At 68.6% G+C, this 11,931-nt stretch carries 10 protein-coding genes and 1 pseudogene; 5 read left to right on the top strand and 6 right to left on the bottom strand.

Translation table 11 applies throughout. The features are described 5' to 3' along the window. Positions 1-174 precede the first annotated feature (174 nt). A complete protein-coding gene (locus tag AB0E24_RS04605) occupies positions 175-366 on the bottom strand; it encodes a 3-methyl-2-oxobutanoate hydroxymethyltransferase (protein ID WP_251771195.1) in 192 nt (63 codons plus the stop codon). A gap of 392 nt (positions 367-758) precedes the next feature. Between AB0E24_RS04605 and AB0E24_RS04600 the strand changes: the two genes are divergently transcribed. Next, on the top strand, positions 759-1,451 hold the full coding sequence (locus AB0E24_RS04600) for a CPBP family intramembrane glutamic endopeptidase (RefSeq protein WP_069869558.1): 693 nt from the start codon (positions 759-761) through the stop codon (positions 1,449-1,451). A gap of 437 nt (positions 1,452-1,888) precedes the next feature. Here the strand turns inward: AB0E24_RS04600 and AB0E24_RS04595 are convergent, their stop codons facing one another. Beyond that, a complete protein-coding gene (locus AB0E24_RS04595) occupies positions 1,889-2,938 on the bottom strand; it encodes a zinc-binding dehydrogenase (RefSeq protein ID WP_359374891.1) in 1,050 nt (349 codons plus the stop codon). A 76-nt stretch (positions 2,939-3,014) separates the two neighbouring features. Between AB0E24_RS04595 and AB0E24_RS04590 the strand changes: the two genes are divergently transcribed. After that, positions 3,015-3,593 carry a TetR/AcrR family transcriptional regulator gene (locus AB0E24_RS04590; protein ID WP_359374890.1) on the top strand — a complete coding sequence of 193 codons (579 nt, stop codon included), beginning with the start codon at positions 3,015-3,017 and terminating at the stop codon, positions 3,591-3,593. 357 nt (positions 3,594-3,950) lie between these two features. Here AB0E24_RS04590 and AB0E24_RS04585 read toward each other — a convergent pair. Next, positions 3,951-4,115 (bottom strand): annotated as a pseudogene (locus tag AB0E24_RS04585) (ATP-binding protein); the annotation flags it as partial. Positions 4,116-4,445: 330 nt separating this feature from the next. On the opposite strand from AB0E24_RS04585, the gene AB0E24_RS04580 reads away from it, so the two are divergent. The 3 genes from AB0E24_RS04580 to AB0E24_RS04570 all read left to right on the top strand — a co-directional run bounded on the left by AB0E24_RS04580 (position 4,446) and on the right by AB0E24_RS04570 (position 6,798). After that, complete coding sequence (locus AB0E24_RS04580) at positions 4,446-4,850, top strand: cupin domain-containing protein (protein WP_231981860.1); 405 nt, start codon at positions 4,446-4,448, stop codon at positions 4,848-4,850. A 186-nt stretch (positions 4,851-5,036) separates the two neighbouring features. After that, on the top strand, positions 5,037-5,783 hold the full coding sequence (locus AB0E24_RS04575) for an SDR family NAD(P)-dependent oxidoreductase (RefSeq protein ID WP_359374888.1): 747 nt from the start codon (positions 5,037-5,039) through the stop codon (positions 5,781-5,783). Positions 5,784-5,793: 10 nt separating this feature from the next. Then, positions 5,794-6,798 carry a metallophosphoesterase family protein gene (locus tag AB0E24_RS04570; RefSeq protein ID WP_359374886.1) on the top strand — a complete coding sequence of 335 codons (1,005 nt, stop codon included), beginning with the start codon at positions 5,794-5,796 and terminating at the stop codon, positions 6,796-6,798. Between the two features lie 284 nt (positions 6,799-7,082). Here the strand turns inward: AB0E24_RS04570 and AB0E24_RS04565 are convergent, their stop codons facing one another. The 3 genes from AB0E24_RS04565 to AB0E24_RS04555 form a co-directional block, all read right to left on the bottom strand. After that, positions 7,083-7,361: a hypothetical protein gene (locus tag AB0E24_RS04565; RefSeq protein ID WP_069869645.1), complete on the bottom strand. Its 279-nt coding sequence runs from the start codon at positions 7,359-7,361 to the stop codon at positions 7,083-7,085. Between the two features lie 445 nt (positions 7,362-7,806). Then, positions 7,807-9,864, bottom strand: a complete 2,058-nt coding sequence (locus tag AB0E24_RS04560; protein WP_359374884.1) for an ATP-binding SpoIIE family protein phosphatase — start codon at positions 9,862-9,864, stop codon at positions 7,807-7,809. Positions 9,865-10,379: 515 nt separating this feature from the next. Then, positions 10,380-11,855 (bottom strand): FAD-binding protein, encoded by a 1,476-nt coding sequence (locus AB0E24_RS04555; RefSeq protein ID WP_359374882.1) that lies wholly within the window; start codon positions 11,853-11,855, stop codon positions 10,380-10,382. Positions 11,856-11,931: the final 76 nt, after the last annotated feature.

The following is an 11,931-nucleotide window of genomic DNA, read 5'->3' as shown; positions in this document are numbered from 1 at the left end:
GCTCTCGACGGCCTCGACGTCGCCAGCCGCCTCCAGTGCCGTCGTCGCGGGCACCGGCCGCTTCGCGTCCCCACCCCGACCCCACACCCGGTAGCCGCCGGGGGCTGTGCTCGGACTGCGGGGTGAACCGATGTGCGCTATGACCGGGATCCCGGAGCGGGTCAGCAGCTCCACCTACGGCAGCATTTCTTCCCCAGCCTCCAGCTTCACCGCGTGCGCGCCGGCCTCCTTCATGAACCGCACCACTGTCTGGGAGCAGTGTTCCGCGGACGTCTCGTACGAGCCGGACGGCAGGTCCGTGATCACGACCGCACGGCGGGGCGCGGTACCGGACACCGCGCGTACGAGCGGGAGCAGTGCGTCCACCGCCATCTCCTGCGGCGTACCGGCGGGACTGCGCCCCAACCAGCGGCCACCAGATTGGTCACGACCCGAGTGAGCAGCGCGGCATCACCGCAAGCGTCCACGAGCCACCGTCGACCGCCTCCGCCACGGACGAGACCACCGGCTCTGCCCGCTCCGTAGCCCGGTTCACGATCCACCGGCCATCCTGCCGTCGCTCGACGGGGTGTGCCAGGCCGAACCCCGGCGAGCGGGGCCTGCCTCCTTCGCCCTCGGGGCCGTGACCGGTCCGCGGAGGCGACAGCGGTGGTTCGGTGCCAGACTAGGTTGAGCGGTCATCCTGCGGGGCCGCACGACCATCACAGCGTGCTCGAAGAGATCTTCGCCGGGCCGGGATGCGTACACGGGGAGCCCGTATGCAGGATGAGCCGTCCGTCAAGGGCCTGACCCGCCGTCAGGAGCTTGCCGAGACGGCCGTCTTCCTGCTGCTCATCCTGCCGTCGATGGCGTTGTCGTTTCTCGCGGTCGGTCAGGGCGCCTTGCCGTTCCCCTTGGTCGCCGCCACGACGATCCTGCGCGATGCGGGTCTGGTTGCCCTGATCCTGCTTCTGCTGGCCCGCGCCCGGCAGTCCGTCGCGGCCATCGGCTGGGTCCGCCGCACCGTCGGGCGGGAGATCATCCTGGGGGTCGTTCTCTCGGTGCCGGTGCTGATCGGCGTAACAGCGCTGAACGCCGCCCTTCGAACCGCGCACCTGTCCGGACCACGGACACTCCCCACGGGCCTGGTGCCCGCACCCCGGTTCGGCACACTGCTGCTCGCCGTGGTCCTCGTGGCAGTGGTCGCGGTCGCCGAAGAGACGATTTTCCGTGGGTATCTCTTGCTGCGGTTCACGCGCCTGCTCCGAAGCCGTGCCGGAGCCGTGCTGCTGTCGTCGGTGGTCTTTTCCATCGGCCACGGCTACGAAGGCAGCGCGGGGGTGCTGACCGTCGGGGTGACCGGCGTGGTCTTCGCCATCGTCTATCTATGGCGCCGAAGTCTTGTGGCACCGATCGTGATGCACTTCTGCCTGGATTTCATCACCATCGTGCTGGTGCCGCTCCTTCGCTGACCGGCCGAGTGCCACCGTGCCGCCCGGGGCCGTCAGGGAGGCGACATACGGGCCGGGAATGAACCAGAATCCTACCGAAGCCAGGCACCCGGCCCACTGTCCGACCGTCGGGGACCCCCCAACGCTCCGACGGCCTCACCTCCCCGTCGAACCCGTCAGTTCTGGGAGTTGGCGGCGGTGACGCTCCATGGCTCTCTGTGGGCTGGGGTTTCTCAGTCCATTGCGAGATCGGACACGTAGCTTGAGGAGGCTTGTGCCCCGGCCGCCCGGCACGGTGGCAGGACGGACCGGGACGAGTCACCTCAGCTGGCGGTTCGGAATCTGCCTCCGCGGGCCGATTCCGAGGGGCCAACCCGCATCTCTTGCACAGCACCGCTTCAAGAAGCTCCTTCTACATCAGGCTCCTCTCGGCGTTCGTGACACACGTGGATCGAGGGTCAGGGATGCAGGACGATCTTTCCCACGTGATTCCTGCGGGCGAGTTCCTCCTGTGCCCGGGCGGCCTCGCCGAGCGGGAACGTCGCGGCGATGACGGGCTGGATCTCGGCACGCCGGGCCAGGTCCATGAGGAGGCCGAAGTGCGCGGGTGTGTGCATCGCGGAGCCGATCACCTGCGCGTTGTGCAGATAGAGACGGCGTACGTCGAAGGCGACGCGATGTCCGCCCAGCGCGCCGGCGATCACCCATCGGCCCCCTTCGCGCAGGAGGGGCAGGCCCTCACCCACCAGGTCTCCGGCCACGACGTCAAGTGCGACATCGATGCCCTCGGGGGCGGCGGCGCGGATCTGCCCGGCGATGTCCTGCGCGCGGTCGACGACCTCGTGTGCGCCTGCCTCGCGCACCGACTCGATCTTCGAACCGCTGCTGATGGCGAGCACCCTCGCGCCGCGCGCCCGGGCGATCTGCACCAGTGCGAGGCCGACGCCGCCGGACGCTCCTGAGACCAGGACCGTCTCTCCTTCCCGCAACCGGCCCCGCTCGATCATGCCCAGTGCCGTGCCGTAGGCGGTCGGCAACGACGCGAGCTGATCGTCGGTGAGCGTGGATTCCGTCATGTCGTGCACGCGCTCCACGGGTGCGGTCACATACTCGGCGTAACCGCCGTCGCGCTCGCTCCCCATCAGGCCCACCGGGTTCGCGTCGGGCCGGTCGGAGTCGTAGATCGCCGGGTCGACGACCACTCTGCGACCGACGAGGTCCCCGTCGCTGTCGGTGCCGGCAGCGACGACCTGGCCGGCCACGTCGGCGCCCTGGACGCGTGGGAAGTCGATGGGGCCCCGCCAGCCCGACAGGGCGCTCGCGTCCCCGGGCCGGCCGTAGGCGCCCTGCCGGGTCCACAGGTCGGTGTTGTTCAACGCCACCGCGCTGACCTGGACCAGTACCTCACCCGGCTGCGGGGTCGGAACGGCCACCTCTGCCGACTGGAGGACCTCGAGTCCTCCGTGCCGCACGATCATCATCGCGCGCATGGTCTGTGACACGGTCATCGGGTGCATCTCCTCAGAGGGTATACTGATCGGTGAACTTCACCTCACGTTACACCGATCAGTGAAGGGGTGCTCGATGCCGGACCCGCGGTCCATCACACCGGCCGGACGCCGCATCGTGGCGGCTGCCGAGGACCTGTTCTACAGCCGGGGAATCACAGCTGTGGGAGTGGACCTGATCGCGGAACGTGCCGGGACGACCAAGCGGACCCTGTACAACCAGTTCGGTTCCAAGGACCGCCTCGTGGCGAGCTACCTCGCGGAGCGCGACCAGCGCTGGCGGTCACTCGTCCGTGCCGCGATCGACGCCTGCGACGACCCTGCCGAGGTCGTCACCGCACCCTTCGAAGCACTGCGGACCTGGAGTGCGACGAATACCCGCGGATGCGCGTTCATCAACGCCCTGGCCGAACTCCCGAACCCGTCACACCCCGCGTACCGCATCGCCGAGAACCAGAAGCTCTGGTTGCTGAACCTGTTCGAGCAACTCGCGGCCGCGGCCCATTGCTCGGACCCCGCCACCCTCGCCACCCGGCTCCTCATCCTGCACGAGGGCGTGCTCGCCACGCAGCCACTGCCTCGCGACACCCTTTCCACCAGCACGGAGCTGGCGCGAGCCCTGGTTAGCCTGTCCCGTGAGGCTGCGGACGGCTGAACGCAGGCGGGTCTCGCCGTCGACGGCAGCGTGCGCGCGCCGTAGCCATCGCGGTGGCATCCCGCGCACCGGCCTGCGTGAGCGTGTCGGTGAAGGGGAGGGCCGCACAGTCACGATCCGCACGCCGGTGTCCGCCTCGGCGCGGTGGATCGGGGCCGACCCGTCCGGCCGCTCAATGCGCGAGCAGCATACGGTGCATGCCGGGACCCGCGACCTGGCGGCACCGGGCACGGTCGAGTCCGCGACCATTTTCAGCCGCTGGTGCTCGTTCGGTGTCGCACGGATGCGGAGGAGCATCCCTGCGGCGAACCGGCGGTGCAGGTCGGTGTCGGGCAGCGCGTCCGGCAGGGCCGGCATGTCCCGGCAGTCGACCCGGACGGTGAAAATGCCTTCCCGCTCGGCGGCATCGGCCAGCACGTCGAGCAGCGCGCTCTTGCCGACGCCACCGGGCCCGTGCACACAGAGCACTCCCGGCGTGGCCGCCGCGGCCCGGAACTGTGCGATCTCGCGGTCGCGGCCCATGAAACGACGCAGCGTCTCGACCTCACCCGGCTTCCGGAGTCCGAAACTGACGCGGCCCAGGGCGTCGAGCTGGACCGCATGCGCGCGCTGCTCGACGCCTGGAAGCAGCACGACTGGAAAGCGGTTCCCCGCGTCGGTCGGCCCCATGGAGCCGCCGAACTCTCAGTAGAACGTTGGGTATTGACGTCGGAGCCCTCTTCCTACACACTACGAAAAAGAATGAACGTTCTGTCTTTCTCGTTGGTTCCGCGACCTCGCCAGAGCCTCGAAAGATATGACTCGAAAGGTATGACCACATTGCGCAACAACCTGCTGCGGCTGGGAACGACGATGGCTGCCGTCGTCGGTCTGTCCCTCGGCGCCGGCACGGCGTTCGCCACCCCCGCCGGTCCGGGTGTGTCGGGCACGATCATCGCCCAGACCACGGTGGGTGGAAAGGACTACGTCCTCCGCCAGATCACCGTCCCCCCGGGCCAGAGCACGGGCTGGCACTACCACGACGGCATCCTCTACGGCCTCGTTCAGCACGGCACGCTGAGCCACTTCGACTCGGACTGCGATTCCGACGGCGTGTACGGGGCCGGCAGCACCCTCACGGAGCCTTCGGGCGCGAACCACGTGCACCTCGGCCGCAACCTCGGCAAGACCGATGTCGTCCTCGACGTGCTGTACGTCCTTCCGCACGGCGCCCCGCTGTCGCAGGACGCCCCCAATCCGGGTTGCGACTTCGAGTAGGCCCCGCCGCCCGGTCATCCCCGTGGGTGGTGAGAAGACGCCGGATCCGGCGGCGCGGGGGGACCGGGCGGGACGCCGCACGGCGCGGGTACGAGACGCACGCGGCGCGGCCGCGACCGCGGTGCACAGCGTGGTCACGAGTGATGCGTCAGCCTGTGGCGGCTTTGACGGCCGTCACCTCTGCGGATGGCCCCGGCTCTGTCGGCGGACCACCAGGAGATCGGCGGCGCCGGCACAGTCGCCCTGGTCACCGGGGCCAGTAGCGGAATCGGCGAGGGCGCCGCGCTCGCGGTGGCCGCTCTCGGTGCACGTGTGACCGTCGTGGCCCGTCGGGCCGACCGTCTCGACGCACTCGTCGAAAAGATCGAAGGCACCGGTGGCCACGCTCTGGCCGTGGGCGCCGACATCACGGACGAAGGACAGGCCCACGCCTCCGTCGCCCGCACCGTCGAGACGTACGGCCGCCTCGACACCGTGGTGGCCAACGCGGGCGTCATGCTCCTCGGACCGATCACGGGCGCCGACAACCCCGCGTTCGTGGACGCGCAGTCGGAGGCGGTGGGCGCCGCCGCGGGTGGCGACGAAGTCGAGGGTGACTCCGTGGGGTTAGACGTCGGCGGGGTCACGGTGGGGGGCAGTGAGGTTTGGCGACCGGCCCTCTCCCCAAGACGGGAGCTGCCCGCGAGAGGACTGAACGTGCCTTCTGCTCAGCACCAGCATCGACCGGCTCCAGGGCCCTCAGCAGCAAAGGAAGTGTCCAAGAGCTGGTCAGGCCGTATACCGTCCTTGCCGCCGCGGGTGGCGCAGGTGCTTCCGGCGGGCACCTCACAGGGCGGACGATCGAGCTGTTCTGCGAGCGTGCGTGGCGGCCTTCAACCAAGGAACCGCCTTGCCGCGCAAAATTCCCTGAAGGCCGAACCGCTGCCATCCTAAGATCGCCCGCATGCGGCGTACGATCATCATCGGCGACATCCATGGCTGCTTCGACGAGCTGCTCGAACTGCTTGATGAAGTCGACATCCAACCGGACGACCTGCTGGTCAGCGTCGGTGATCTGGTCGACCGAGGTCCAGCGCCCGGTGCTGTGGTCAGGCTTTTCCGTGAACGTCCGAACTCGGTCGTGGTCATGGGCAACCATGAGCGAAAGCACGTGCGCGAGATCTTCTCCTACGCGCAGGAGATCACGCGCTTGCAGCTCGGCGACCACTACGCCGAAACGGTCGAATGGATGCGGGCTCTGCCGTACTACTTGGAGAACGAGCACGTCCGTGTTGTCCACGCCGCGATGCTGTCCGGAGTCCCGCTGTCGCACCAGAGGGAGGAGATCCTCTGTGGCTCGACGAGGGGTGAACGAGAGCTCACGGCACTGTTCCCGGACAGCTATTGGCATCAGCACTACACCGATACCAAGCCGGTGGTGTTCGGCCATCACGTAACCGGCCGGGAACCGATGATCCGCGACGGCAGGATTTTCGGTCTCGACACCGGTGCCTGCCACGGCTGGAACCTGACCGCACTATGTGTCCCAGGGTTCACGGTCCACTCGGTGAAGGCGCACGGGGACCACTGGTCGACCATCAAGCGCCAGTGGCAGTTGCCCGTCCTGAAGACCAAGCCTTGGCATGACTCCACTTGGCCGGAGCTGGCTCATGCGATAGAGCGGTTCTCTTCAACATCTGACCCAGCGGCACACCGGTGGCTGGAGGCGCTCCAAGAGTGGGCCGCGGGTCTGAAGTCGGCATTTCCCACTCTGGTCGCCACAGCGCATCGAGTCGCCAGCGAACTCACCCCGAACGAACTGCGCCAGCATCCTGCCGCGAAGGTTCTCTTCCAAGCCCGTAACGGCCGCCTCGACCAAACCAGCCTGGCCAGGCAGTGCCCAACACCGCGCCGGACGATCGACCTGGCGGCCGCATTGGGGCTGGTTCTGAACGAGCTGCCCGACTGAACCTCAGGGGGGATGGCCTCGGGGAATGCGGGCTGCTGCTGGGGATTTCGGACCAGACAGTGGCGCGCCGGTACACGCGGCTGCGGAACGAGGCGGGAGTTCGGGTGGCCGGTGCGGTGCGGTGCGGCCGGAGGCGGTGGGGCGGCAGTTGTGGCTGGTGCGGGTGCGGTGCCCATCGCTCTACGCCGCGGGCGGCAGCTCCGAGCTCGCGCACACCGTCACCGCAGTTATGGATCTGCGTATCGAGATGATGCGAGCCCGCCTCGCGACGGCGCACGAGTACGTCACCCGGCGGGTTTGATACGGAGGACGGCGGTGGTGTCGTGGATCTTGAGGACCTTCAGACTCATGGCGTCGTTGATGGTCGCGGCCGGTCCCTCACCGCAGCTCAGCCCGACGCCGCCTCCGCCCTCCGATGACACGCCGCCGCCACCGGAACAACCTGAAACGCTGTAGCCCGACCCCGTCAGCCGCGCGACCATGTCGACTTCGCCGCCAGTAATCGCCGTCACCTTGATCCGCCCGAGGCCGTACGTCGCCGGCACTGTCACGACATCCCCCACGGCGACCTCGATCTCGCACGTCCCATCGGCGCACGGCCCGGTCGGCGAGGGCGACGGCGTGGCCGTCTCCGGGGGAGTCGGTGCGGGGTCGGACACCGGTGAACCGGAGCTGGACCCGCTGGGCCGGCCCTCGGCGGAGGGCCCGTCCGAAGAATCCGAGGAACACGACGTGAGAGCCACGAACACGGCAGCGACAACAACGGCGAGGACAGCGCTGGATGACGTTCTACGCATCATGGCCCCATGAAACCCCTCCCCGGCCGGGACCCCTCCCGCCCGGGCCGGTGTGGCCGGGTGAGGGCCCTCCCAAAGCTGTCGCTGCCGCAGGACCGCACGCAGGCGTCGTTCACCAATAGCGAGGAGCCGGTCGGTGCGTTCAGCGCGGGCTGCGCGTATCCACTGTTCGGTGCTCTCGCCAGGCTCACACGCCCCGGCCTTCACCTGTTCAGCCCACCGGGGGAACTTCAGGGAGCGGTTGCTCGGCCCATATGGTCTTTCCGGATTGGCCGTAGCGGCAGCCCCAGCGCGTGGCGAACTGGGCGACGAGGAACAGTCCACGGCCGCCTTCGTCGGTGGTGCGGGCGCGGCGCAACCGCGGCTGGGTGTTGCTGGGATCGGTAACTTCGCAGATGAGTGTCGCGTCGCGAATGAGCCGGAGCCCGATGGGGCCGCCGGCGTAGCGGATGGCGTTGGTGACCAATTCGCTGACGACGAGTTCGACAGTGAAGGACGCTTCTTCGAGGCCCCAGGCGCTGAGTTGGTGTGAGGTTGCGTTCCGAGCGCGGGCGACGACGGCGGGATCGGCGGGGAACTCCCAACTGGCCGTGGCGTCCCTTGGCAGAGCTCGGGTGCTGGCGAGAAGCAGGGCAATGTCGTCGCGAGGCCGTGGGGCGACGTCGGCCAGAACGGTACGACCGATAGCGTCCAGGGGGTGGCCGGGGTGGATGAGCGAGGCGAGGCGATCGGTCAGCTGCTGGATTCCGGTGTCGATGTCGTGCTCGTGGCAGTCGAGCAGGCCATCGGTGTACAGGGCGAGGACGCTGCCGGGGTCCAGGCCGATGGTGGTGGTCTCGAAAGGCATACCGCCGACGCCGAGGGGAGGGCCGGGGGAGAGCGCGACGGGGCTACCGGTGCCGTCGGGCTGGAGGAGAATGGGGGGCGGATGGCCGGCGCTGGCGAGCGCACATTGGCAGGCGATGGGGTCGTAGACGGCGTACAGACAAGTGGCGCCAACGGTGTCCTGGTGAGCAGTGTCGGCCTCGGCGGCCAGCCGGGCGACAAGATCGTCGAGATGGGTGAGCAGTTCCTCGGGTCCCAGCTCCAGATCGGCCAGGGTCTGGACGGCGGTGCGAAGGCGGCCCATGGTTGCGGTGGCCGGCAGCCCGTGGCCGATGACGTCGCCGACAACGAAGGCGATCCGCAGCGAAGGCAGGAGGATGACGTCGAACCAGTCTCCGCTGATGTCGGCACCGCCACTGGCGGGCAGGTAGAAGCCTGATGTCACGGATGCCGGAGTGTCGGTGGTGGCACGAGGGAGCAGGCGCTGTTGCAGGGCGACGGCCGCGCGGTGCTCGCGGGTGTAGCGCCGGGCGTTGTCCACGCTCAGCGAGGCAGCGGAGGCTATATCCGCCAGCAGACCGGCGTCCAGGTCGGTGAAGGGCTCGGCCCACTTCGTGCGCCAGACCACAACTGTGCCGAGCAGGAAGCCGCGGGCGAACAGGGGAGAAGCCACCATCGAATGCGCGTGCTCAGGCACAAGCAACGAGAATGCATCCGGGAAGGCGCGCGAAAGCCCATCGTTTATGCCGGCCCGGTCGCGCAAAAGGATGGTCTCACCGCGTTGGAGGGCTCGCAGGCCGGGCCAGTCCCCGAACGGAGGGACCGGCGCCCCCGGCTGGAGCAGAGCGGCGGGCCAGGGCCCGGCGGCCGAGGCCACGGCGGCCCGACGCAAATGCAGCTCTCCACCGCCGAGGAACTTGGGGGGCTCGTCGCCACCGAGCACGGACTCGGCCAGGTTGACCCACGCGAGGTCGCCCAGGGCAGGGACGAGGACGTCGGCCAGGTCCTGGGCAGTGCGCTGCACATCGAGGGAGCGGCCGATGGTGGCCGAGGCTTGGTGGCGCAACTCCAGGTCGTGGCGGGAGCGCTGCCACTTGGCGGTGTCGGTCCGGCAGGGAGTGGGGACGGCCAGCATGAGGAAATCAGAGCAGTTCTCCAGCGGATAAATCCGGAAGGAGACTTCGACGACGGCGCCGGAGCGATGCCGCAGCAGGGCCCGTCCCGCCGTCGGCATTCCGTTCACCATGGGCTCGGCCCGGCACTCGGAGGAGTCGGCGAGCAGATGCCCGACCGGGTTGCCGCAGACCTCCTCGGCTGTTCGGTCGAGCAGCTCGGCCGCTGCGCGGGACCAGCGCAGCACGATGCCTTGCGCGTCGAGCATGGCCGTCACAATGTCGTCGAACGAGGAGAACCCAACGTCGGCGTAAGCGGTAGAGGACTTCATCTTGCGCTGCTCCTCCGCAACCTGGTCGGTTCTATTCCTATTATAGATGTATATTCCTGCCATTTATCGAATAGCGAATACATCAGGAGTTATCGGGGTTGAATTCGCGTTGTCGTAGCTGTTGAGAGAGCTTGATCCTCGCGGGCCGCCATTGCCATGAGGTACGGGTCAGCGTCCGATCGGGACCAGCGAGGGTCGGGTCGCGCACGGCCGACAACCAGCGCCGGACGCTGTCGAGGATCAAGGCCGTGATCGGCCACCGCTTCCACAAAGACTATGCCCCGCAATGGACCGGCGCGCCGCACAGCAGCGGTTACCAGCGGCTTCGCTGCGGCCCGCTCCGTGCCTTGGTAGGCCGGCCCACGCGGGACGAGACCGCCTGCGCGGTCCAAAGGACTTGCGGAGGTGTGACCACCAGCCTCCATCGGATGCCGCAGCCGACGGAGGCCGGGATCGTCAGGTTGCCGGTGGCTGCAATCCAGCATGGCGGTGCGCCCAAGGATGGGCGGGCGTGCTCAGGTGGTGAAGATGTGCTGACCCGGGGCGAGCAGGAGATGCGGGTCGTAGCGGCGCTTGGCGGCGGCGAACTCTTCCCACGCCTCGCGGTAGTGGCCGCGCCAGTCGTCGGCGGTCATCGGGATGGACCCCACGGGGTACTGGGTGGCGCCGGCTGCGCGGACCCGCTCGTACGTGGCGTGGTTGGCGGCCACCCGAGCGGTTATCGTCGTTTGGTCCTTTGGGTCGAGCGCCCACAGGACGGCCAGCAGATACGGCACCGGATCGTCCGGGACCCGCAGCAGCGGGGCGCGCAGGTGGCGGCGTGCCAGTGGGTAGAGCAGCACCAGGCCGCCGATCTCCTGTCCGGCCAGCTCATCGAGCAGGGTGCGGGACAACTCGGCGGCGCGGTCGCCAGGCAGTATCAGGTTGAGCCAGGGGTGGGCCCAGTCCCAGACGCCGATGTGCTTGAGCTTTTTCACGCCCTCGGCGAGACGGTTGAGGAATGTGAAGTACGGCATCGACTCGGCGGTGACACGGTGGGACCGGTCGTGCCGCAGGCCGCGCAGCCACTCGGCGTCGTCAGGCTCGGACCCGGCGGGCGGTCCGTAGACGGCGAACTCCAGCACGCAATTGGTGTATGCGCCCTCGTCGTTCGCCTCGACCCACCCCTCGACATACGCGTACCGCTCGTCTTCGGCAAGCCGCCGCTGATCGGCGAGGAATGTCTCGAGATCCAGGTACGACAGCTGGTAGTGCCATACGGTCTGGGGGGCGGTGACCAGCCGCAGCGTCGCCGAGACGATGACCGCGCACTGGCCGAGGCCGGCGAGCACCGCGTGGAACAGGTCCGGCCGCTGGGTGGGCGAGCAGCTGACCAGGTCCCCGGCCCCGGTGACGACATCCAGCGCGATGACGTTGTCCACCTGGGCACCGAACCGGCATGCCTGGCCACCGAGTCCGCCGACCGACAGGGTGCCGCCCACCGACAGCTCCAGATAGTCGGTGAAGATCGGGGGCGTCAGCCCCTGCTGTAGCGTCTCGCGTACCACCGCACTCCACACGGCCCCGGCCCCCACCGTGACCTGCCCGGCCTCCACGGGCCCGATCCCGTTCAGCGGCTCGGTTTCGATCACCAGCCCGCCGTCCACCTGCGCCTGTCCGTACGTCCCGTGCCCCTGGCCGCGGGCGGCCACCTCGATGCGGTAGGCGTTGCAGAACCGGATCATCGCCGCGATCTCCTCGACGGAACCGGTCCGTAGCACGCCTCCCGGGATGTGGTGCACGATATGTCCGAAGTCATCTCCATCGTCGCTGAGCAACGTCTCGTCCGCGCGTAACGAGCCCTCCAGGCGCGGCACATGCACCAGGCCGGTCCGCCCGGCGCTCACCTCCGCCTCCGTCACCCACACCCGTGCCTGCGGATCGAAGGCCACCACCTCGACCCCGGTCGCCCCTGTTCGTAAATCCGTCGGTCGCTCCACCTGCTCCGTCATGCCTCCCCCTTCCGCCCGCCGCCCGTTCCAGGCGGCACATCACGGACCCCACGTCATAAACCAGACGATCGTAGCG

It is taken from the genome of Streptomyces malaysiensis subsp. malaysiensis (assembly GCF_040653035.1).
GTDB classification, from domain to species: Bacteria; Actinomycetota; Actinomycetes; order Streptomycetales; family Streptomycetaceae; genus Streptomyces; species Streptomyces malaysiensis.
The sequence above is the reverse complement of the archived record's forward strand: the minus strand, read 5'-3'. Positions and strand labels throughout refer to the sequence as shown.

Excerpts from the sequence above, each read along its gene's own strand:
- AB0E24_RS04555 (WP_359374882.1), bottom strand. The coding sequence starts at position 11,855 with ATGACGGAGCAGGTGGAGCGACCGACGGATTTACGAACAGGGGCGACC.
- AB0E24_RS04595 (WP_359374891.1), bottom strand. The coding sequence starts at position 2,938 with ATGACCGTGTCACAGACCATGCGCGCGATGATGATCGTGCGGCACGGA.
- AB0E24_RS04575 (WP_359374888.1), top strand. The coding sequence starts at position 5,037 with ATGGCCCCGGCTCTGTCGGCGGACCACCAGGAGATCGGCGGCGCCGGC.
- AB0E24_RS04600 (WP_069869558.1), top strand. The coding sequence starts at position 759 with ATGCAGGATGAGCCGTCCGTCAAGGGCCTGACCCGCCGTCAGGAGCTT.
- AB0E24_RS04580 (WP_231981860.1), top strand. The coding sequence starts at position 4,446 with ATGGCTGCCGTCGTCGGTCTGTCCCTCGGCGCCGGCACGGCGTTCGCC.
- AB0E24_RS04570 (WP_359374886.1), top strand. The coding sequence starts at position 5,794 with ATGCGGCGTACGATCATCATCGGCGACATCCATGGCTGCTTCGACGAG.
- AB0E24_RS04560 (WP_359374884.1), bottom strand. The coding sequence starts at position 9,864 with ATGAAGTCCTCTACCGCTTACGCCGACGTTGGGTTCTCCTCGTTCGAC.
- AB0E24_RS04590 (WP_359374890.1), top strand. The coding sequence starts at position 3,015 with ATGCCGGACCCGCGGTCCATCACACCGGCCGGACGCCGCATCGTGGCG.